The 22,433-nt window shown below is 65.5% G+C and carries 11 protein-coding genes; 7 read left to right on the forward strand and 4 right to left on the reverse strand.

Annotated elements, in window-relative coordinates:
• Positions 1-7: 7 nt before the first annotated feature.
• Positions 8-2,824 carry an ATP-binding cassette domain-containing protein gene (locus ACSBPU_RS20705; protein WP_442593805.1) on the reverse strand — a complete coding sequence of 939 codons (2,817 nt, stop codon included), beginning with the start codon at positions 2,822-2,824 and terminating at the stop codon, positions 8-10.
• A gap of 12 nt (positions 2,825-2,836) precedes the next feature.
• The gene (locus tag ACSBPU_RS20710) at positions 2,837-3,592 is read right to left on the reverse strand and encodes a thioesterase II family protein (protein WP_442593807.1); all 756 of its coding nucleotides are present in this window, start codon (positions 3,590-3,592) and stop codon (positions 2,837-2,839) included.
• Positions 3,593-3,810: 218 nt separating this feature from the next.
• On the opposite strand from ACSBPU_RS20710, the gene ACSBPU_RS20715 reads away from it, so the two are divergent.
• From ACSBPU_RS20715 to ACSBPU_RS20730, 4 genes are all read left to right on the forward strand, one after another.
• Complete coding sequence (locus tag ACSBPU_RS20715) at positions 3,811-4,650, forward strand: phytanoyl-CoA dioxygenase family protein (RefSeq protein WP_442593809.1); 840 nt, start codon at positions 3,811-3,813, stop codon at positions 4,648-4,650.
• Positions 4,651-4,864: 214 nt separating this feature from the next.
• Entirely contained in the window at positions 4,865-5,191 is a 327-nt protein-coding gene (locus ACSBPU_RS20720; RefSeq protein ID WP_180069123.1) for an antibiotic biosynthesis monooxygenase, read from the forward strand.
• A gap of 114 nt (positions 5,192-5,305) precedes the next feature.
• Positions 5,306-8,539, forward strand: coding sequence for a non-ribosomal peptide synthetase (locus ACSBPU_RS20725; protein ID WP_442593811.1), 3,234 nt, complete (start codon positions 5,306-5,308; stop codon positions 8,537-8,539).
• Entirely contained in the window at positions 8,536-15,543 is a 7,008-nt protein-coding gene (locus ACSBPU_RS20730) for an amino acid adenylation domain-containing protein (RefSeq protein ID WP_442593813.1), read from the forward strand. Before ACSBPU_RS20725 ends, ACSBPU_RS20730 begins: the two co-directional genes overlap by 4 nt.
• 11 nt (positions 15,544-15,554) lie before the next feature.
• Here the strand turns inward: ACSBPU_RS20730 and ACSBPU_RS20735 are convergent, their stop codons facing one another.
• Entirely contained in the window at positions 15,555-16,325 is a 771-nt protein-coding gene (locus ACSBPU_RS20735; protein ID WP_442593815.1) for a 4'-phosphopantetheinyl transferase family protein, read from the reverse strand.
• A gap of 241 nt (positions 16,326-16,566) precedes the next feature.
• Between ACSBPU_RS20735 and ACSBPU_RS20740 the strand changes: the two genes are divergently transcribed.
• Genes ACSBPU_RS20740 through alr form a run of 3 tightly spaced genes read left to right on the forward strand, consistent with a single transcriptional unit; the run spans position 16,567 to position 19,934 of the window.
• Entirely contained in the window at positions 16,567-18,339 is a 1,773-nt protein-coding gene (locus ACSBPU_RS20740) for a uracil-xanthine permease family protein (protein ID WP_442593817.1), read from the forward strand.
• A gap of 18 nt (positions 18,340-18,357) precedes the next feature.
• Positions 18,358-18,789 (forward strand): ATP-binding protein, encoded by a 432-nt coding sequence (locus ACSBPU_RS20745; RefSeq protein WP_442593819.1) that lies wholly within the window; start codon positions 18,358-18,360, stop codon positions 18,787-18,789.
• 14 nt (positions 18,790-18,803) lie between these two features.
• Positions 18,804-19,934 carry an alanine racemase gene (gene alr, locus ACSBPU_RS20750; RefSeq protein ID WP_442593821.1) on the forward strand — a complete coding sequence of 377 codons (1,131 nt, stop codon included), beginning with the start codon at positions 18,804-18,806 and terminating at the stop codon, positions 19,932-19,934.
• A 28-nt stretch (positions 19,935-19,962) separates the two neighbouring features.
• On the opposite strand, the gene ACSBPU_RS20755 is transcribed toward alr, so the two are convergent.
• Positions 19,963-22,410: an MFS transporter gene (locus ACSBPU_RS20755; RefSeq protein ID WP_442593823.1), complete on the reverse strand. Its 2,448-nt coding sequence runs from the start codon at positions 22,408-22,410 to the stop codon at positions 19,963-19,965.
• Positions 22,411-22,433: the final 23 nt, after the last annotated feature.

A 22,433-nucleotide genomic window follows, 5' to 3' on the forward strand; every position in this document is an offset into this window, starting at 1 on the left:
CTTGAATTCAGTCGGCGGGCTGGGCCTGTGTCTCTGGGGCGGCGGATTGCCGCAGGGCCAGGCGGCGGCTCATGAGCTCGTCGAGCTTGGCATCCAGCCGGCGGTCCAGGGTGGCGGCGATCTCTTTTTCGAGATCGGACTGCTCGCTGGTGCTTCGGTGCAGGTCGGCAATATGGCGCAGGTCCTGCCGGCTCAGCGACAGCAGCAGGCAGGGATGCCGCGTCCGGCATGTGGTGGGGTTGGGCAGCCCTTCGATCAGGGCGAATTCTCCGAAGAAATCGCCGACCTCGAGGATTTCCATGGTCAGCGAGCTGCCATCGCCCAGCAGCACCGAGCTTTCAACCGTGCCGCGCGCAATGATGTAGAAGCGTCCGGCGGTGGTGCCCTCTATGCTCAGCACCGTGTCGGCCTCGACCTCTTCGACGCGCAACTTGCCGCGTATGCGCTCCAGATCGGCTTCCGGCACGTTGGCGAACAGAGGGATCTTGCGCAGGCGATCCACGGTGATCTCGACGTCCTGGCCGGCGTTCGCAATGGAGATATCGGACTGCTTCTCCCACATTCCCGCATAGACGCCGCCCTGCCGCAGCAGTTCATCGTGCCTGCCCTGTTCGACCAGCCTGCCGTCCTGGAATACGCAGACGAGGTCCATGTCGGGGCATGATGCCAGCCTATGGGTGACGGAAAACAGCGTGCGGTCGGCGCTTACCTTGGCGAGCGTGCTGTTGATGGCCGCCTCGGCTTCCGCATCGAGCGCCGACGTGGCCTCGTCCAGGAGAAGAATCTGGGGATCGCGCAGCAATGCCCGCGCGATCACGATGCGCTGGCGCTGCCCGCCCGACAGCAGCTTGCCGCCCTCGCCCACGTTGGTGTCGTAGCCTGCCGGCAGGGAAACGATGAAACTATGGATTTCCGCCGCCTTGGCGGCGCGCTGGACTTCCTCGTCGGTGGCGTCCATGCGCCCGATCCGGATGTTATAGGCAATGGAGCCTTCGAACAGCGTGGTGTCCTGATTGACGACAGCCATCAATGACCGCAGCGATTGGTTGCCGATATCCCGGATATCGGTATCGTTCAGGTAGATGCCGCCGCTCAGCGCATCATAGTTCCGGGACAGAAGATTGATGACGGTGCTCTTGCCCGATCCGGACGGACCGACCAGGGCGACGCGCCGCGGCGTGGGCGTGTCGAGCGACACGTCCTTCAGGTTCAGGCGGTCGCCCGCGTAGCTGAAGGATACGTTGTCGAACGCCACCCGCTCCAAGGGCGCATCGAACGAGGCGCCGCTTGCCGCCTCGGGGATATCGTCGGGCTGGGCGAGCACGGTCGTCACGCGCTGCCAGCTGCCCACCGCCTGTATGGCGGGCGGCAGCAGCGCCGCGATGGCGCCCGCAGAACCGCCGAAGGCCAGCAGCAGGCCAATGTAGGCGACCACCACGCCGCCCGACACGGTGCCGTTGAGCGACAATACCGCGCCAAGGCCGATGATGCCGAGCTGCGCGGCGCTGATGAAGAACACCGTGACGCGCCCCGTGAGTTCGCCCATCAGAAATTGCTTGTAGCTTGCCCGGTAGATGTCATCGATATGGCCATCGAATTGTCCGCGGCGATGCGCGCCCACGTCCAGGATGCGGATCACCGGCAGCAGCTGCACCGTCTCCCGGATGAAGCCCGCCAGTTTGCCGTCCTCCACCTTGCGGGCATAGGCGGCCCGCACGGCAAGACGGCCCACCTGGCGCGGCGCCCAGAACGCGACGACCAGAAGGGAAATCGTGGCGATCGCCATGCGCCAGTCGAGAATCACCGCCGTGATCAGAGACCCTAGCATCAGGAAGGCTTTCGATACGATGCCGGGCACGGCCCGGACGATCGCATTCTCGATGACCTGCATGTCTGCCGAGAACATGGAGACGATATCGCCGCTCTTGAAGTGGTTGAGCGAACGCGACGACAAGGCGAGCAGTTTGCCGAAAACCTTCGTACGCACATCGTTCAGGGCTTTGGGGCCCAGGGTGGAAACGCTGAAATCGATGGCCACCCCCGCCGCGGACGTGACCAGGAAGCCGCCCACCAGCAAGGCTAGCGTGCGCCAGATGACGCTGGCGTTCTGGGCCGTGATGCCGTCGTCGAACAGGTCATTCAGCCAGATCGGCATCATGGTCGCGTAAGCCGTCTGGATGAGTATGCCCACGACCAACAGCGCGCAAAACAGGCGGTAGGGCCGCAGCAGACCGATCGTCCAGAGCACGAAGGGCCATAAGCCCTTGGCGGGTTGTTCCCGAGACAGCGTTTCGCCCCACTGGAGCTCCAGCATGGCCAGCGACTTGCCCGTCGCGCCGCGCGCGACCTCGTCCAGCGATGCGCCCTTCTCCATGCCGCGCGCAAATGCCAGCATGCCCTCCAGCCCATAGGCGTCGAGCAGGAAGCGCGTGAACGCCCCCGCCCTCAAGGCGTCCTCGGGGTCAGCGGCCTTGAGATCCAGCCGGCTTGCGAGCCCTTCCACATCGCCGATCTTGTCCAGCGCGACGTGGCGGGCCTCTTCGGACTTGTGGGTGATGAGGTGCAAGATGCCCACGCCGAAGAGGCCCAGCGCCCGCTGGGGGCAGGCAAGGCGTTCGGAAAGCAGGTGCTGAACGAGATCCAGCGCAGGGTCGTGCTCGGCGCGACCGGCGGCGCCGGACCGCAGGTTCAGCGACAGTCTTTCCTGCGACGACTCGGGCGGCGGCAGCCCCAGCAAGGCGCAGGCTTCTTTCTCGACCCGGTCCAATCGACGGACATTCGGCCTGAGCCCGCCATGTAGTAAATCCCGTAGCTGTTGTTTCACGGTAGGCTCCACCTAGGGTGCGTAAGTCAGATGAATCAGTGTGCGGGCGATGAGTTCCGGCGACTCGGCCCAGGGAAAATGGCCCATGGCGCAATCCGCCATGCGTAACGGAAGGCAAGTGACCGACTGCCATGCCCGGAGGTCTTCCAGCGACGTGGATGTATCGCGCGTCAGGCGCAGCACGTCGATAGGCAGTGGAAGCCGGCCGTGGCGCGCGTGCCGGTAGGTATCGCAGGCCTTCAGGTCGGCCCTCAAGGCCTCTATGCCCGGCATGTCATCCCACTCGGTCGCGTCGGCTTCCTGTGCGCCGCCGTAGCGCGCGCTGAGCTCGGCGCGCAACTGCGGCAAAGGGAGGCGGTACAAGGGTGGATCGGCCGGCGGCAGCACAGGGGAACGAAAGCCGGAAACGATGAGACGTTCGGGCGAAAGCGCCGCTTCCAGCAGCCGCCAGGCGGTTTCGTAGGCGAGCAAGGCGCCATAGCTGTTGCCGACCAGCACCAGCCTGGGCGCCGTGGTTTCTTGCTCGTACAGGGATGCCAGGCCTTGCGTCAGGCCTTCGGCCGCAAGCTCCGCCTGGTCGGGCGGTGTTCCGTCGTCAAGGCCGCTGCCGCGGGGCAGATCGGCCACGATCGCGCCCACCTGGGGCGGCAGGGCAGTCAGGAGACGACCGATCGACAAAGATGTGGCGCCGGCATGGGGAAAGAACACGAATGTCGGCTCCTCCGGCCGCGCAGGGCGGATACGCAGCATCCACCGCGCCCTTTTCATGCACAACCCTTCCGGTTTTTTTTCCACATATGGCACATATTTCCCATTGTGTTAACAAGTTGTAGCAATTACAGTTCATTCTATCAGCGAAGGACAATTATCCCATTTTTATATAAATTTGGATACAATTTATTTCAAATTTGGCTATACTTTGCTCACGGACGGACATGCGGAACTGCCGCTTCCGGTTTCACGCCGCTACTCCAAGGAAAGACACGATGGCGATACGCCCCGACTATCTGGACGACTACCATGCGCATGGCGTGGCCTGCATCCGCAAGGCCTTCTCCGACGAATGGGTCGAGCTCGCCCGCAACGGCATAGAGCACAATATCCAGGCCCCCAGCCCTTTCTTTCGTAAGCTCGACAATGGCAACGGTGCATTCCTGTCCGATAGCTGGTCGCGGCGGCATATTCCTGAATTCGAACACTTTTGCCATGCGTCTCCGGCGGGCCGCATCGCTTCGCAAGCATTGGGTTCGCATCGTATCCGGCTGGCGCAGGACACGTGGTTCGTCAAGCAGCCGGGCACATCGGATCGCACGCCGTGGCATCACGATACCGTCATACTGGGGCCGTTCTGCTCCATCTGGGTGGCGCTGGATCCCATACCCCGCAGCGCGACTCTGGAGTTCGTTCGCGGTTCACATGCCTGGGGCAAGATCCTGATGCCGAAATCCTTCTTCGCGGATGCCTCGAAGCACTCCGCAGCGGACAGCTACTATGCGGAATTCCATGGCGACAAGTCCCGCCTGGATGCCTCGCTGTTCGGCGAGGTCCCCGATATCGAAGCCGACCGCGATGCCTACGACATCATCGGCTGGGATATGGAGCCCGGCGATTGCGTGCTCTTCGATGCACGCACCGTTCATGGCGCGCCAGGGAACCAGACGTCCCGCGTCGCACGCCGTTTCGTCACGCGATGGGTGACCGACGACGCCTATGTCGCGCCGCATGCCCAGGAAATGGTCGACGCGCTGGAAAAATTCGGCCTGGAAGCCGGGTTGCGGGTGGGTGGGCCGATCCGCGGCGAGCTGTTTCCCGAATTTATTTTTTGATCCGTATCAAAGGGTGGCCCGCAACTGTAACTAGATGATAAAATTCTTTTCAAGCGTTGGTTGAAACTGATCAACGCGAATACACTGCCGATGTGCCAAAACCGGATACAGAAGTAACAATCAGTTCCTTCTGTTCCGCCCGCTCAAACAGCAGCTAGGCATGCGCAGTCCTCCCCTCGTTGTTCCTCTCTAAACCTGAAGGAGTATCACTATCATGGCTGGAATGTTTCTCACCATCACGCGCGCTAACATCAAGGCCGGAAACGAAAAGGAAGCAAGGTCGCTGCTCGAAAAATCCTTGCTGCCCAATGACGGCTCCAAGCCAGGCGACCATATTCCTGGCCTTATCGGCTTCGGTCTGATGCGCTCCAAAAAAGACCCGTCCATGTTCGGCCTGGCCACCGTCTGGAAAGACGAAGCCTCGTTCGATGCTCTGGCAAGCAATCCCAATGCAAAGACGGGCGGCCACTGGGTTGAAAAGTTCATGAAATTCACCGACGGCGAAGTCAAAGGTGAAGGCTTCTACATAGAAAGCCTGTAACAGTACGACGAGAGCACGGCGCATGCGCGCCCGCCGCCTCGGCCAAGGGCGTGCGGCGCCGTCCCTCTCCTTGCTTCACCAAGATTCCCACCGCCAAGCCGGTTGCGCATGCTTATGACCTCTCCCTCCTCGAACGCAAGTTCCGCGCTGCGCCCCATCGAAGACGCCTATCCCCTTACCCGCATGCAGCAGGCGCTGTTGCTGCGCTGTCTCACTTACCCTGACCAGCCGCTGTACATGGGCCAATGGTGGGCCATGCTCGAGGGCGAACTCGACGCCGAGGCGTTCTGCCGGGCCTGGCAAGGGGCCGTTGATCGCCACACGGCGCTGCGCAGCGGCTTTCACTGGGACCTGAAGGATCAGCCTTTTCAGGTCGTGCATCGGCAAGCGGCATTGCCCATCACGCAATCCGACTGGACGGATACCGGCAACTGGCAAGCGGCGCTTCAAGAATTTCTGGCCCGGGACCGCGACACGCCTTTCGACATCAAGAAGCCGCCGCTCATGCGCTTGGCCTTGCTCAGGCTCGCGCCCACCCGGCATATCGTCGTCTGGACCCGGCACCACCTGACCGTCGACGGCTGGTCCCTGGGCATTCTTCTCGACGAAGTCTTCACACAATACAAAGCCCTTTCGAGCGGCCAAGCGCATGGCCTCAAGCCGGCCCCGGCGTTCAGGAGCTATGTCGAATGGGAAACGTCCCGCAGCCCGGACCAGGCCCGAGAACATTGGCGCTCGGTCCTGTCGGCCATGCCCGACGTCGACCTTTCCATGCAACGCCCCTTGTCGCTGAACGACACACGCCGTCCCGACATCCACAGCAGCGTGCGCCAACTGCAGGCCGGGCCCGCGGCCCGGTTGCATGAGCTCGCGCGCGCCGCGCAGGTCACCGTCAGCACCGTCCTGCAGGCGGCATGGGCCCTGGTGTCCGACCGCCTTTCGAACCAGGACGCCGTTCTCTTCGGATCGGTGGAGACCATCCGCCCTCCCCATCTTGAACAGGGAAATGGCCCGGCGCTGGTAGGCATTCAGATTCAGGTCCAGCCCGTCCTGGCCCGCCTCGATGCCACTCCGCTCGGCACCTGGATGCACACCTTGCAATCGGCGGCAAGCCTGGCGCGCGACGCCGGCCCGCTGGGCATGGACGACTTGCGCCTGCTGCTTTCGCTGCCGACCGACAGCGTCCCCTTCGACAGTCTCGTGGGCTTTCAGAACTATCCGCTGGACGAAGCCGCCGCGCTGCAAGGCAGCGGGCTGTCCATGACGGACAATGGCGACACCACGCTTCCGGACATGCCGCTCAACCTGATGGTGGAACGGCAGGCCGATGGCGGCCTTAGCCTGCAGCTGATGGCCGACCGGCGGTACGTGAGCGCCGAAGAAGCGGCCCTGCGCCTGGAGATGCTGGCGCACACCCTGGCGCTCATGCCGGATGCAATACACACTCCCGTCACGCAGATCGATGCGCTGCCGCCCGCCGTAACGTCGTCATTGCTGCATGCGGCGCCGGCCGCCCAAGTTCCCGCAGCGCGCCCTTCCGTCATTGCCACCATCGCCGGCCTTGCCGCCGCTCATCCCGATGCGCCGGCCGTGGTCCATGGCGAAGAGCGTCTCACCTATGGCCAACTGCTGGCGTTGGCCGGCGCCATCGCGCGCAGATTACAGGCAGGCGGCGTCCGGCCGGGCGCGCGCGTGGGGCTGCACATCGAGCGCAGCCCGCTTGCCATCGCGGCCATGCTCGGCATCATGCTGAGCGGGGCCGCCTACGTCCCCATCGACCTCAATGCGCCCGAAGACCGCAAGGCCTTCATGATCGCCGAAGCCGGCCTGACCGCCATGGCCACCGCCGAGCCCGGATCCATTGCCGGCAAAGCGGGGATCGCGCTGCGGGACCTCATGCCGGCAGCCCTTGCGGAGCCGCTTCCTGCGCATGCCGAACACCCGTGGCCGGCGAGCTCCGATGAAGCCTATGTCCTTTTCACGTCGGGCTCTACCGGTCGCCCCAAGGGCGTTTCGATCACGCATGGCAATCTTTCCTATCACGTGGACGCCCGCAAGCAGGCGCATCCGGGCCTGCCCAACCGCAGCCAACTGCTTACCTTCCCGCTGATCTTCGACGGCTCCGTCACATGCATATTCGGTGCACTGTCCGTGGGTGGCAAGCTGGTGCTGCCCCTGCCGGACGAGGCCAACGATCCAGACCGCCTCTCCGCTCTCGTGGCCAGGGAAAGCGTCACCCAGACCATCATGATCCCATCGCAATGGGCGCTCATGCTGTCCTGCAGCCACCCGGACAAACTGGCCGGCCTGGAACTCGCCATCGTGGGCGGCGAAGCCTGCCCACGCGAACTGGTCGAGCAGCACTACGCCGTGTTGCCGGACACGCGATTCTGCAATGAATACGGGCCCACCGAAACCACGGTCTGGGCCACTTACGAACTCTGCCGGCCAGGAGACACCGGTCCAGTCGCCATCGGTCGCCCCATACCCGGAATGCGCACTTACGTCGCGGACCGCCGCGGCAGGATCTGCCCGCCCGGCACGATCGGCGAGCTGCTCATCGCGGGTCCCGCCATCGCCAAGGGCTATGCCGGACGGCCCGAACTGACCGCCGAGCGCTTCGTCGCCAACCCCTTCCAAGACGACCCCGCTTATCAGACCGTCTACCGCAGCGGCGATCAGGTCGCCCTGGGTTTCGACGGAAAACTGCGCTTCCAGGGCCGCGCCGACGATCAAGTGAAGGTGAGCGGCTACCGCATCGAGCTCGATGAGATCAATGCCTGCCTGCGTGGTTTCGCCGGCGTGTCGGAAGTCGCAACCATCGTCCACCAATCCGGGCGGCACGCCATGCTGGTGTCCCATGTGGCCGGACATGGGCTTGATAGCCGCGATGCGCTGCTGGCTCACGCCCGGGGCGGCCTGCCCGCATACATGGTGCCGCAAGACATCGTGCTGCACGATCGCCTGCCCCGCACGCCCACCGGCAAGCTGGACCGCCGGCAACTGCCCGCTCCACGCCTGGCCGAAACCGCCGTGGCCGCACCGCAAGGCGAAACCGAATCGCTCATCGCCCAGGTGTGGCAGTCGGTGCTCTCTCGATCCAGCGTGGGCCGCCATGATGACTTCTTCGCCATCGGCGGACGCTCCCTGGACGCCATGCAGGTGGTGTCGCGTCTGCGGCGTGAACTCAAGGCATCCATCGATCTCATCGACCTCTTTGAAACGCCCCGCCTGTCTGACCTGGCGGAACGGCTGCTCGAGCGCCAGGCCGCGCATGCGGCGCCCGCCATACCGAAGCGGCAACGCGCGCGCATCGACCTGGCGGCGGCGACGGACACCCGCTCATGAGCAGCGGGTACATCGCTGCGGCATCCTTCGCGCAACGCCAGCTGCGTTATCTGGACCTGCTGCAGCCGGGCAAGTCCGACTATGCCGTGCCTTTCCTGGTCGAAATCAGCGGCCCCGTCCACGAAGACGCCCTGCGCGCCGCGTTCCAGGCCGTCATCCAAAGACATGACAGCTTGCGTGCCAGCTTTCCCCTCATCGACGACACCCCCTGCCAGGCGGTGCGCGACGACGTGCACATCGCGCTCGACACGGCGACGCTGCCCGCCGCGACGCCCCAGGCCTGGCGAGACGAACTCGGCGCCGCCATGTCGGCGCTGGCCGCTTGCCCCTTCGATCTGGAGCACGGACCCGTGCTGCGGGCCCGCTTGTACAGGCCCGACCACGCCGAAACGGCCGAATGCGCTTTCGCCCTGGCTGTCGTGTTTCATCATGCCGTCGCCGATGGCTCTTCGCTGCCCGTCTTTCTTGCCGATCTGGTCCAGGCCTACGATGCGGCCCGGGCCGGCTCGAATCCCGAATGGATGGAATTGCCGCTGCAATATCCGGACTACGCCGATTGGGAGCAAGAGCAGTTCGGCGCGCCCGACTCGCCCGCGCTCGCCGATGCCCTGGGCTACTGGCGCGAACAGCTGCATGATGCGCCTTCTCCCCTCGAACTCCCGCTGGACCGTCCACGCAGCGCGCAGACCGCGCACGGCGCCGGAGCCAGTGTACGGCTCGTCTTGCCCGCAGCCGTCGGCACGGCCCTCGCCGAAGCCGCGAGGCAACGCGGCGCCACACCGTTCATCGCCTTTCTTTCCGTTTTCTTTGCGGTGCTGCATCGCTGGAGCGGGCTCGAAGACCTTCTCGTCACCGTACCGGTCTCCAAACGCACACGGCCCGAGCTCGCGGGGTTGGTGGGACTTCTGGTCGACACCCTTCCCTTGCGGGTGCCGTGTACCGCGGACACCCGCTACGATGCGTTGCTGGACGGCGTGCGCTCGGCTTTCCGCGAGGCCCTGCGCCATCGCGACGTGCCGTTCCAGCGCATCGTTCAATCCATAGACATAGAGCGCCGTTCAGGCGCCATGCCGCTCATGCAGGTCCTGTTCGGAAGCCTGGAGTCGGACACCGCTCCGCTGGCGGCCCGGGACGGCGCTTGCTTCCGGGTGCTGGACGATCAGACCGAACAAGCGGCGAAATCCGATCTTTCCTTCGTCTACCGCCAGACCGACGAGCACCTTGAACTCTGGTGCCGCTACGAACCGGCCCTTTTCGATCGCTCCACCGTCGAGAACCTGCTTTCGTGGTTCGGCACGCTGGCCCAGGCGGTCGCGCTTGCTCCCGACGAATGCGTTGCCGACCTGCCCCTCATCGGCGAAGCCGAAGGCTGCGCACTCATCCAGCGCTTCAACGCCACCGCGCGGCCCTATCCCGCAGAGAAATCCGTCATGCAGCTGTTCGACGAGATCGCCCTGCAATACGCCGACCGGCCCGCCATCGAAGAGGGCGAAGAACACAGCAGCTATGCCCAGCTGCGTGCGGCGTCGGCGCGCCTGGCGACCGCGCTCGTCCGCGCCGGCATCGGCCCCGGCGACCCCGTCGTGCTGGTGCTTTCGCCGTCCACCCGCTTTCTGATGCTCGTGCTGGCCATACTGCGCACCGGCGCCGTCTATGTTCCGCTGGATCCCGCCCACCCCCATGCGCATCGGCAGCGGCTGGCAAAATCCATCGGTGCCCGCGCGGTGATACTCGCCGCCGGCGACGACGGCAACTATGGCGAAACACAGGTCCTCGACGCCTCCACGCTCGAGGCCGATGCCGCCGGCCTGCCGGAACTGCCGGCGCACCCGGCAACGCCGGACGCCACCGCCTACATCATGTTCACCTCGGGGTCCACCGGCGAGCCCAAAGGCGTCGCCGTGCCGCATCGCGCCATCATCCGGCTGGTGCGCAACACCGACTACACCCGCTTCGGCCCAGAAACGCGGGCGGCGATCTATTCCAATCCCGCCTTCGACGCATCGACCGTCGAGACCTGGGGACCGCTGCTCAACGGCGGCACGGCCGTCGTGATCGAGCGCGCCGCGATGCTGGACATCGCCCTGCTCAGGCGCGTGCTGACCGACCATGCAATCAGCTATTTCTGGATCACCACAGGGCTGTTCCACGAGATGGCCGCCATCGATCCGACGGTTTTCGCCGGCCCGCGCACCGTCATGACGGGCGGCGACACCACCAGCGCCGACCTGGTCCGCGCCGTGCGCGACGCCTGCGCCGGCTCGGGCCTTAAGCTGCTGCATGCCTACGGCCCCACTGAAAATACGACGTTCAGCACTTGCTTCGACGCCGATGATCTCGGCCCCCGAGATGCCATCATTCCCATCGGGCCGCCCATCGCCAACAGCACTGCTTACGTCCTGGACCGGCGCGGCAAGCCTCTTCCGGTGGGCGTCAACGGCGAAATCGTCGTCGGCGGCGACGGCATCGCCCAAGGCTACGTCGGCGACCCTCAGCGCACGGCATCCTCTTTCTTGCCCGATCCCTTCCTGAACGAAGGCCGCCTCATGTATCGCACGGGCGACTTCGGCCGCTGGCGGCCCGATGGCGCACTGTTGTTCGCCGGCCGCTCCGATGACCAGGTCAAGGTGCGCGGATTCCGCATCGAACTCAACGAGATCGCGGCAGCGCTGGGCCGCCATCCGGACCTGCGCACGGTGTATGTCGCGGCGCCTCGGCAAGACAAGGCGGAAAGACAGATCATCGCCTATGTCGTGCCCGACCGGATGCCCGGTCCCAGCCCGACCGAGCTGCGCCAGTTCCTGCAAAGCCGGCTCCCGCCGCATATGCTGCCGCATGCATACGTCACGGCGCCCGCGCTGAAACTGAACCTGAACGGCAAGGTGGATCGCAAGGCACTGCCGCCGGTCGAAGACCACCATTACGACCGGTCCGGGCTGCTCATTGAGCCTCGCAGCGAAGAGGAATCCAGCTTGCATGCGCTCTGGAAGGAACTCCTTGGCCTGGACGCCATCGGCGTCACCGAGAATTTCTTTCACATCGGCGGGGACTCCATCCTGGCAATACGCATGGCCGCGCGCGCCAGCAAGTCAGGCTTGCCGATTACGCCTTCCGACGTCTTCCAGTTGCAAACCATCGAGCGCCTTGCCGAGCTGGCCGGCGCGTTGCGGCCCCGGCAGCGGCGCAGCGCCGACCGCGTCTTCCCGGCGGAATTGCTGCCCGAGGCGGACAACCCGGAAAAGTCGTCGGCCTTCCTGATAGCCAGCCTCGTCCTCGAGGACCAGATCAGCGCGGTGGAGCTTGCCCTGGCGGTGCACCGGCTGGCAGACCGGCACGATGCACTGCGTCTGCGCTGGGTCCATGACGGGCAGGCCAAGCACATCGAGATCGCGGCCTACGTCGGCCGCCTGCCTATCCGCATGGTCGAAGCACCCGACCTCCCCGATGCCAAACTGGATGCCTGGATCGACGAACATGCCGCCCGCATCGGACGCGGGCTGGACACCCGCCACGGCGTCACCCTGGCCACCACGCTGGTCGACCGAGGGCCCGCCATGCCGCCGGTGATCGTCGTGGCCCTGCATCCGGGCGTTGCGGATTACGCCGGCGCGGCGCTCCTGCTGACCGAATTGCATACGACACTGACGAACGGCGCCGCGGCCCTGCCGGCGCTGGATGACGCGCCGACTTATGCAGACTGGCTGAGCTGGCTCGAAACACACGCCGACCTGCAGGCCGCCGGGCCCGGCCTGGCCGCCCTGGAAACCGCCGGAATGCGCGGTGCGTCTCTGCCCGTGCAGCGCGGCGCCACCGCCGGCACGCTGCCTATCGTTGCCGAGCAGTGGCTGGACCCAACCCTGGGCGCACGGCTCTATCATCACGTACCGGCCAGGCTGGCCGTTGCGCCTCTGGACGTCCTGGCGAGTGCGCTGGTGTCCGCCGTCCAGTCCTCCGATGCCCGCGGCGCGCTGCTTATCGAAGCCATCGACACCGAACGCCGGCTGCCGCTGGATGCACCGGATACGGCGCGGCTCATCGGCAAGATGGACGGCGTGCTGCCCATTCTGGTCGCCCCCGGCGCCGGAACGCCGGCCGAAAGACTGCAGGCCGTCAAGTCCGCGCGCCAGGCGGTCGCCGCCACGGCGCCCGTCTACCGCACGCTGGGACAGACGTTCGACCTGCCCGCTTCCGCCCTTGGCCTTGCCTGGCCCGCGCCGAGCCCGGCACAGGCCATACGGATGCATACCGCCCCCGGATTCGGTCCATCCGTCAAGAGCGCCTTGCTGGCGCAGTTGTCCGACAGGGGACTCAAGCTGGCCTGGACCGGCGACGAACCGCCCGGCGGACCGGCGGCCCTGCTCGAACGCATCGCCCATGCGCTGGAAGAGATCGCGGCATTCGCCGACCGGGAAAACCGCCCGCTCTATACGGCAAGCGACTTTCCCTTGGTGGACCTGCCCGGCGATGAGCTCGCGGCCCTGCTGGCCTCGGCCGAAGACGTGCAGGACGTCTATCCGCTTTCGCCGATGCAGGAAGCCATGCTCGTCCATACGCTGGCCGCCTCCGGATCGGGCGTCAATTTCGAGCAAAGCTGCATGCGTATCCGTGGCCCTCTGGACCACGAGGCTTTCCGGCACGCCTGGGCGACGGTGTTCGAGCGGCACGACGTACTGCGCACCGCTTTCCATTGGCGCGGCCTGTCCCGTCCCATGCAGGTGGTGCATCGCGACGTCCCCCTGCCCTTGTCGACCGAAACCTGGCCACGCTTCGATGCGGACCGGCTGCAGATGTTCCTGGCGGTCGACCAGGCTCGCGGGTTCGAACTCGAGCGGGCGCCGCTGGTACGGATGACGCTGATCCAGGTTGCGCCCGACGACGTCTATCTGGTTTCCAGCTTTCACCACCTGCTCATCGACGGCTGGTGCCTTGGCAAGCTCGAACGCGAGGTCCGTGCCGCCTATGAAAGCCATCTCAATCGTCGCGCACCCGTTTTCGACGCACCGATCCCTTATCGCGACTACATCGCCTGGCTGCAACGCAGCGACCAGACGGACGGGCGCCGCTTCTTTGCCGAGATGCTGCGCGAACTGCCCGAACGCCGCGCTTTGTTCATGCCGCCCACTGCCGTGGCGCGCGGGTTCACCACGCAGCGCCGCACGCTCGACAAAGAAGCCAGCCGCGCGCTGCTCGCCTTTGCACGGCGCCGAGGCCTGACCCTGGCCTCGGTCATGCATTTCGCCTGGGCAGTCTGGCTCTCGGCCCGCCTGGGCGCACAGGACGTGGTCTTCGGCACCACGGTTTCAGGCCGGCCCGCCAGCATACCCGGCGTGGAAAACATCGTCGGCATGTTCATCAACAACCTCCCTGTGCGCGTGCGTGTGCCGCAGGACGCCACGCCCGCCCGACTGTTGGCCGACGTCCAGGCGCTGCTGGGGCAGTTGCAGCAGCATGCGCATCTCGCGCCCGCCGAGGTCGCAGCCATCGCGGGCAAGCAAGGGCAGGCCGGCGCCCTCTTCGATACACTCGTCCTCGTTGAGAACCTGGCGTCCGGCACGAGCGCCTGGAGCGGTGCCGAAGCGCTGACCGTCGAGTCCATCCACTCGCGGCTGAAGACGGCATACGACCTGACCTTTATTGCGATTCCGGGCGAGTCCATTGCCCTGTCGGTGGTTCAGCCCGACGACGGACGGCAGCTGGAAGACGGAGAGGCCTTGCTGGCGTCGATTGCGGAACTGCTCGTCGCCCTGCCGGAACATGCCGATAGCCCGCTGGAACGGCTTCCACGGCCGGACGAGCGCCCCGCCCATGGCGGCGAACGCAACTCGCCCGTTTTGCCGCTGCACTTTGCCACCCGGCCACGCAGCACGCTCGAAGCCTGCATCGCCGATGCCGTCGCCGGCATACTGGACAACGCGCCGGCCATGGCGTCCGGCCCGAGCGCCACACTGGATACCGATTTCTGGCAATTGGGCCTGAATTCGCTGGGACTCACCCAATTGGCGCTGCGGCTGGAAGAAAGCCTGGAGCGGCGCGTGCCCATCTCCCTGTTGCTGGAGCACCGCTGCGTTGCGGCACTGGCCCAAGCCCTGGCGTCCGGCCAAAGCTGGACCCCCATCGTGCCCATGAACCGGTCCAACGACGGCCGCTCCACTGATCCATCCCTGCCGCCTTTCGTCTGCGTCCATCCCGTTGCGGGCGATGTCAGCGTCTTCCTGGAACTGGCGCGCGCCATGCCGGCCTCGATTCCCTTCTGGGCCATACAAGCGCCCGGCCTCGAGCAGGGCCAGGAGCCGCTGCGCAGCATCGAAGACATGGCTGCCTGCAATCTCCGGGCGCTGGCGGAGCGAGGCATGCCGCAGCCACGCTGGCTGGGCGGCTATTCGTTCGGCGGCCTCGTCGCTTTCGAAATGGCGCGCCAGCTTGCATCCGCCGGCACACCGCCCGAGCGCGTGGTCCTCATCGACACGCCGGCGCCGCTGGAACGGGTATCCATTCTGGCGCCCGACCCCGACCATGCACACGCCCAGTGGCTGGCCCGGATGGCCGAAGTTCGCGCCAGGTTTCAAGGGGTGCAGCCCGTGTTGTCCCGGGACGATCTGCTGCCCTTGGCGCCAGCCGACCGCTATGCCTTTGCCGCCGCCCGCCTGCACGACGCGGCCTTGCTGCCGCCGGCCGCCGACGCGGATTGGCTGGCACGCGCGCATCGGACGAGTCTCGCGCAGTACGAAGCCTATCTGAGCTATCGGCCGCCCGTCCATGCGCATCCCGACATCGCCCTGGCCTTGGTTCGCGCCGACGCGCCGCGCGATGCCGACCTGGGCGACATGGAAAACCGGCAACTGGCCATTCCCGATATGGGCTGGCGGGCATTCAGCGCGCTGCCTGTCGAATTGCGATATGTGGCCGGCGATCATGTCACGATGCTGGCGGGAGACAGCGCGCGCGAAGTGGCCGCGGCGATTGCAGGGGTCAGACCCCGTACGGGGTCTGACCCCAAGCCCTGAGTCGCGGGAGGCTAAGGGGTCAGACCCCGTACGGGGTCCGACCCCATGGTGCTACCTTGGCCCCATAAAGCAAGCGACGCCGCATACCCTTCCGGCGCCTGCACACGGAACACCCGGCACTCTCCCAGACCGGCGGCTTTCATCCTGAACCCGTCGTCCGGCGCTCCCTCCATGGCGGTGCCAAGCTCGACTTCCGGCAAGCTCAGGCCCAAGCCGCGGCCCACCGCCTTGACGACGGCTTCCTTGGCCGTCCATGACTCGAAAAACGCCCGCATGCGGGCTTGCGGCGCAAGCGACAGCCATGCCTCGTGCTCGCAAGCTGAAAACACCAACGCCGCCAGCGCATCCATATCCGACGTAAGCCGGCATTGTTCGATATCCGCTCCGACGTCGACGCCGTCCGCCAAGGCCAGCATCGCGTAGCCACCGGAGTGCGCGATGTTGAAATGCAGGCGGCCGCCTTCCTTCAGGACGGGTTTGCCATAGGCGCCGTAGTCGAATGCCAGCGCTTCCGGAGCGCGGTCCAGGCATTGCCCCAGCAGCAGTCGCAGCGCCGCCCGCGTCTGCACGAAATGACGGTAGGCGTTCGCCGCCGCGAATCGCCCGGCCCGCTCGCGCTCATCGGCCGATAGCAGCTCGAAGCAAGCCTGTTCGATACGGGCGTCATCGACAAAGGCCAGGGTCCAGGCCCGGGCTTGCCCCTTGCCCGGCACCGTCGTTCCCTCGGCGAGCGAGAGGCGGCCGTCCAGGCGCCGCAGTGTAAGAAGATCCGGAATCATCATGTTCTGGGTCGGTTGACGCTGAAAGCCGTGTGATGGGGTCAGACCCCGTACGGGGCCTGACCCCGAATCGCTTAGGATAGTGCCATTGGGCACTGTCCCTAGACTTTCCCTGGATATGCACCGCGCGTGTTTTCGGGTGTAATCCAAGCTGACCGCCTGCCTCGCAGCGTTTATCATTTAGTTACCAATTCATATAATAAACGACGTGTCATTCGCTGATCACGAACCACAAGGTCCCAACATGCCCTTGCTCTCTCGATTCACCCTGCCGCCCACTCCGCCATTCAAGCGGCCGCACGACCTCCTCTATGCATCCAACGAGCTCCCGCCCGCCGTGCCACTGGCCGGCCTGGCCTTGCAGCACGTCGCCACCGCGCTCGCGCTCATCGCCTATGTACTGGCGTCCGCAAAAATCGGCGGCCTGGACTCCGAAGCCACGCGCAGCATGGTCACTGCCACCATACTCGGCATGGCGATCTCGACCTTTCTGCAATCATGGGGCGGCCGTTTCGGCTCGGGCACGCTGCTGGTGAACATTCCGGATCCGCTGCTGGTTGTCATATCGGGCACCGTCGCGGCGGAATTCGGCCTCGGAGGGCTGGTGCTCGTCGGCATCGTGAATGGCGCAGTCGCGCTCGGGGCCGGTTATATCGTGCCACGCCTCAGGGCAGTGCTGCCGCCATCCGTGGCGGGCATCGTCGTTTGCGTGGCGGGTATCTCCCTGGTCGCGCCCGCCTTGACCCACATGAGCGACATGAACAGCGCGGGCGCCATGAATGTCTACGATGTCATCATCGGTCTCGTTACGCTCGGCATCATCATGGGGCTGTCGATCTGGGGAAGCCAGCGCGTGAAACTGTTCGCCCTGCTGGCCGGCCTGATCGCCGGCGTCATACTGGCCGCCCTGCTAGGGGAACTCGAAGGCGTGGAGCAGCTCGCCCACACACCGGTGTTCGGCCTGCCCCGCCTGCCCGCCCCGGCGTTCAATGTCGACCCGGGCGTATTGATCGCCGTCGCCTTGCTGGCGCTGATGACCCAGCTTGACACCTTTGGCTGCGTGGTGCTGCTGCACAAGATGAATGACGCCGACTGGCGCCGCGCCGACATGAACATGGTGGGCGGCGGCATACGCGCCAACGGACTGGGCAATCTGCTGGCGTCCTGGCTCGGCGCCTACCCCAGCGCGACGTCGTCCGCGAACATCGCCCTGACCCACATCAGCCGCTCGACTTCCCGCTGGATCGGGCTGGCAGCAGGGCTATTGCTCGCACTTACCGCGTTTCTTCCGCAAGTGTCGCTCGCGCTCACCCTGACGCCCACCGCGGTAATCGGAGCCGTCGAGGTCTACGCCGCCGCCTACCTCATCGTGTCCGGCATAGAGCTCATTGCCTCCCGCGCCATGGATTCGCGCGGCATATTCATGGTGGGCCTGTCTTTCATCGCAGGAACGGGCGTGATGTTTCTTCCGAGCCTTGCGAACCTGGCGCCCGAATCGTTCCGGTTCCTGGCGGAAAACGGCATCATCGTGGCCGGCCTGACCGCCATTCTGCTCAATCTCCTGTTTCGCCTGGGCACGGCGCAACGGGCCCGGCTTGTCCTGGATGCGCAAAAGACCAGGGCTGAAGCGGCGCAGGACATCGTGACCTTCATCGAAGCCCAAGGCGCGGCATGGAACGCACGGCGCGATGCGGTGCGCCGTGCCGCCCTCGCCGCACTTGAAGCCGCCGAGGCCATACAGACCAGCCCGGAACGCCGGATCCATGAAGTCCACGGCAGTTTCGATGAATTCAACCTGGACATCGAACTCCTTTACAGCGGGCCTGCGCTCGTCCTGCAAGCCAAGCCTGCGGCCGGGGCGCCGTCCCTGCTCGACATCGACGACCAGGCTTTCGAAGCGGCGTTGGACCAGGCCCTGAGCAATGTTTCTCAAGTCCTGCTTCGGCACATGGCCGACAAGGTGGCAAGCGGAAAACGTGGCGAAAATTCTTACCTTCGATTACATTTTGATCATTGATTCCCTGAAGGCTTTGCCATGCAAACGATAGGCTCCCTATCACTCGTCCCCGGGCCAGACACCGTCACGCAGGCGCTGGGCTGGCTCGAAACGCTCGCCGAACGACTGCAATGGCCGCCTCGCCTGGGTTTCCAGCTCGGCCTGTGCCTGGACGAGGCGCTCACCAATGTGGTGCTCTATGGCTTTCAGGGCCGTGCAAAAAGCGCCAACGACGCCGAGGTACGGATCGTGCTGGCGCAGCGGGGCGCCGATCTGCTGGTGGATATCATCGACAATGGAACCGCCTTCGACCCGACGCGGCAAGAGGCGCCGCCCTTGGCCGCTTCCCTGGAGGACGCCGACATCGGCGGCCACGGACTGCGGCTGATGCGCCACTATCTGCAAGACATCCAGTACCACCGGGAAAATGGACGCAATCATCTGCGCATGGTCGCAAAGCTGGACTCGTGAGCGGACCTGGCAGCATGACCGAATATCGTTACGGCGCCGCGTTGATCGACCCACAAGCCATCGTGCACAATCTGAGGCAACTACGCCGCTTGCTTGACCCACCCGGCCCGCAGGCCGCCCCCCGCATCTGGGCCGTGGCCAAGGCCGATGCGTATGGTCATACTCTGGAGCACGCGCTGGCGGGCCTGAGCGAGGCCGACGGGCTGGGCGTGCTGACGCTCGATGATGCGCTGCGCAGCCGGCGCCTGGGTTGGAATGGGCCGATACTGGCAATGGGCGCGGGCAGCGACCTTTCAGCGCTGGAAGATCCCGCCCTGCATTCCCTGCACCTGATCGTCGACCAGCCGGACCAGCTTGCCGATCTCTCTCGCCTGCAGCCACTCCATGCGCCATATGTCTGGCTACGCCATTGCGGCGAGCTGAATCATGCCGGCTTGCAGGCCGATGACTACCGGAAGACGTACCATGTGCTCCATGCCGAGCTTCAGGCAGGCCGGCTTGCGGGCCTGGGCCACCTGCAGCATTACGCCAGCGCCGAAAACCCCGAGCAACTGCGGAAAGAGCGCCTGGCGTTTCACGAACTGATTTCCGCCATGCCTGGCCCGTTATGCACGGAGAACTCCGCCGCGGTATTGTCGGACCACATGTCGGCGCGCGCAACCGACTGGGTGCGCTGTGGTATTGCCCTTTATGGCATCAGCCCTTTGCATGGACGCACCGGCCGGTCGCTCGGACTGCGTCCCGCCATGACCTTTCAAGCCCCCATCTATGCGACACAAAAGCTTTGCGGCGGGCAGGGCGTGGGCTACAACGGCATCTTCCGGGCGGAACGGGACATGCGCATCGGTCTGGTCCGCTGCGGCTATGCAGATGGATATCCGCGCGGCGTACAGGGCCCGTGCGTGGTCGGCATCCATGGCCGCATGGCCGCCATCGTCGGCAGGGTGTCGATGGACACCCTTACGGTGGACCTGAGCGGGCATCCCGAAGCAGTGCCGGGCGATGTCGTGTCGCTTTGGGGGCCCGGGGGGCCCGACATAGAATCCGTTGCCGGATGGGCCGGCACCATCTCCGCACATCTGTGCGTCGGCCTGACGGCGCGCGTGCCCCGGATACTGAGGGGGCAGACCCCATGCGGGGTCTGACCCCGGCAAGAGAGAATCAGGATCGGGGTCAGACCCTATCGGGTCTGACCCCTGGCGCGACCAGGAAAAATGCCAACGTGGCCAACAGATAGAACGCCCCGGTTACCGCCAGCCCGCCTGAGATGCCCATGGAGGCAAACAGGCCTCCCACGGCGAGCGGCCCCAGCATCTGGCCGAACTTGTCGGCGGCGCGCATCACGCTGGTGGCGCCGCCCGGGCCATATTGCTGAACATCATTCAGCGACAGCATGTAGGCGGTCTGGGCTCCACCCGCCAGGCAGCTGGCCAGGGCAAGCAGCACCACCGCCACGGCCGCCGCGTAGACGCCGGTGGCGAAGTACAGCGACAACAACCCCACGCTGCCCACCAGCCCTCCCAGCGCGATCCAATGCTTCTTGTTGGCGCTGCGATCCGCGAGCCGCCCCATCCACGGGCCGATATAGATCACGCAGAACCCATAAAGCATCAAGACGCGGCCGACACTGGCGGCGGTGCCGCCCTGGGCTTCCATGTACAGCGGCAGCGCGTAGGTCAGCAGACCCACCTGCGCAATCGAGAACGGAACGATGCTGCCTATGAGCAGCATCCCGAAATCGCGGGTCGCCAGAAGGCGAGCCACGGACGACCATGAACGGATGATGGGGCCGGCCGCGACGCTAGCGGCCTTCTGCCCGGCGATATGCCGGTACGGCCACATCAGGGTGAAAACACCCAGCGCCGGCAGGGCAAGCAGGAAGGCCCCTACGGAGAATACCGCGCTGGGCCCGACCTGCTGAGCCAGCATCGCGCCCACCGCCGCGCCGGACAAATGGCCTGCGAACAATCCCGCGATGACCGTCGCCATGTTCCTGCCTCGGTAAGCGGCCGGGCTGCGTATGACGATGAAGCCCTGCAGCCCCATCCATGTGAGCCCATAGCCCAGGCCCACCAGCGCACGCGCCAGCGTGAGTTCCGCCAGCGAACCGGCAAGCGCGCAAGCCAGGTTCCCCGCCACCGATACCGCCAGTCCGGACAGCACCGGCCATTGCCAGCCGCGCCGGTCGGCGAGCCGGCCTGCCAGCAACGCCGTCAATAGTCCGCAGCCCATTTCAACCGCGATGGGCAGCGCCATGAGCAGCGCGGCTTCCTGTCCCGGGTCCGCCGATGACAGCAGGGAGCGCGCATAAATGGGCAGGAAACTGAGCGGCAGCGCCATGGCGAACAGGAAGCCGAACATGACCGGGCGCACCAGGGCGCCCACTTTGCTCTGGTCATCCAGCCCAAGCGGATCACCGGACGTTCTACGCGCCGGCACCGCGAAGGCGCGATCCATCATCAATGCAAGCAAGAGCAGCAGCTCGATCGCCGCCACCATGGCAACCGCGACGACTGTCGCCGCATCGAGAATGCGCGCCCTGACGCCATCTGAAATCCGGTCTTCGTCCAGGAAGACCTCGAGCGTGGCCGACGCCGGCCCCTGCCCATCGGCGCTCAGCGGAAATACCAGGCGCTGCCCTTCCGGCAAGGGCTCTTCGACGGGCAGGCGCCCATGGGCATCGGCCCGGTTCAATACCGTCCCTTCCCGGGATAGCAAGCGCAGTTCGGAAATCACCGGGAACGATGCCGCAAGCCGCGCCATGGGCTGCTCCACGCCGCGCAGGGAGCCGGGGGCAACGCCATAGCCCAGGACCCGATTCAAGTCCTGCTGCAGCCCGCGGCCGACGATCCGGGTGTTGTCCTGTGTAACGTCCATCCAGACACTGCGGAAGGTATTGACGGTGTAGGCCGCGTACACGCCCTGCGCAAGCAGCAGGATCAACAGCGGAAACACCATTCTTGCGCGGCTGGCGGACGCCAGCTCATGCAGGGGCATCGCATACCGGAATATCAGGGCGAGCAACAGCGCAGCGGCCAATGTGATGCCCACCAGCACCCGGGCATTCTCCAGCATCAGGCCTGCCTGGCGCATGTCCCGGGGCGCAACCTGCAGCACCACGGCACCGCCCACGCTCGCATCCGCCAGCCTGAGGGGCACCGCGACCACGACGTCTCCGGCGACTGTCTTGTGAACCGCGCCCGATGCCGTCCGGGACATCCCGGCAGACTGCGCCGCCGGCACGGACCATGCACCCAGCATGTCCTGAAACCCGGCGGGGTCGCCAACCGAATCCAGCAAGGTGCCATCGGCCAGCACCACGGCCGCTGCGCGGAAATCGGGAACCTCTTGCCGGAGTTCGTCCAGCAAGGCGCTCAGCCCGAAGAATTGCGCCAACGGCTTGCCCAGGCTCATGCCCATCTGAATCTGCGCAGAAGTCCGGCGCGCGAGCAGCTCGACGCGCTCCGCCGTATTGTCCGCGGCAAGATGCTTCAGCGCGGACAGGCTGAGCGCGCCGATCAAGCCCTGCGCCAGCAGCAGCACCACCATGCATGCGAGAAGGATATCGCGCAGCGGCCGGCGTTTGCGGGCTGCGGTTGCGGATCCGGAAAGAGCGGTCATCGTCATGTGCCTGGAATCAGTGC

Source organism: Parapusillimonas sp. JC17 (assembly GCF_052180245.1).
Classification (GTDB): Bacteria; Pseudomonadota; Gammaproteobacteria; order Burkholderiales; family Burkholderiaceae_B; genus Parapusillimonas.

What these genes read in the sequence shown, in the direction of transcription:
- ACSBPU_RS20710 (WP_442593807.1), bottom strand. Translation starts at nt 3,592, where the DNA reads ATGAAAAGGGCGCGGTGGATGCTGCGTATCCGCCCTGCGCGGCCGGAG.
- ACSBPU_RS20735 (WP_442593815.1), bottom strand. Translation starts at nt 16,325, where the DNA reads ATGATGATTCCGGATCTTCTTACACTGCGGCGCCTGGACGGCCGCCTC.
- alr (WP_442593821.1), top strand. Translation starts at nt 18,804, where the DNA reads ATGACCGAATATCGTTACGGCGCCGCGTTGATCGACCCACAAGCCATC.
- ACSBPU_RS20745 (WP_442593819.1), top strand. Translation starts at nt 18,358, where the DNA reads ATGCAAACGATAGGCTCCCTATCACTCGTCCCCGGGCCAGACACCGTC.
- ACSBPU_RS20725 (WP_442593811.1), top strand. Translation starts at nt 5,306, where the DNA reads ATGACCTCTCCCTCCTCGAACGCAAGTTCCGCGCTGCGCCCCATCGAA.
- ACSBPU_RS20740 (WP_442593817.1), top strand. Translation starts at nt 16,567, where the DNA reads ATGCCCTTGCTCTCTCGATTCACCCTGCCGCCCACTCCGCCATTCAAG.
- ACSBPU_RS20715 (WP_442593809.1), top strand. Translation starts at nt 3,811, where the DNA reads ATGGCGATACGCCCCGACTATCTGGACGACTACCATGCGCATGGCGTG.
- ACSBPU_RS20720 (WP_180069123.1), top strand. Translation starts at nt 4,865, where the DNA reads ATGGCTGGAATGTTTCTCACCATCACGCGCGCTAACATCAAGGCCGGA.
- ACSBPU_RS20730 (WP_442593813.1), top strand. Translation starts at nt 8,536, where the DNA reads ATGAGCAGCGGGTACATCGCTGCGGCATCCTTCGCGCAACGCCAGCTG.
- ACSBPU_RS20755 (WP_442593823.1), bottom strand. Translation starts at nt 22,410, where the DNA reads ATGACCGCTCTTTCCGGATCCGCAACCGCAGCCCGCAAACGCCGGCCG.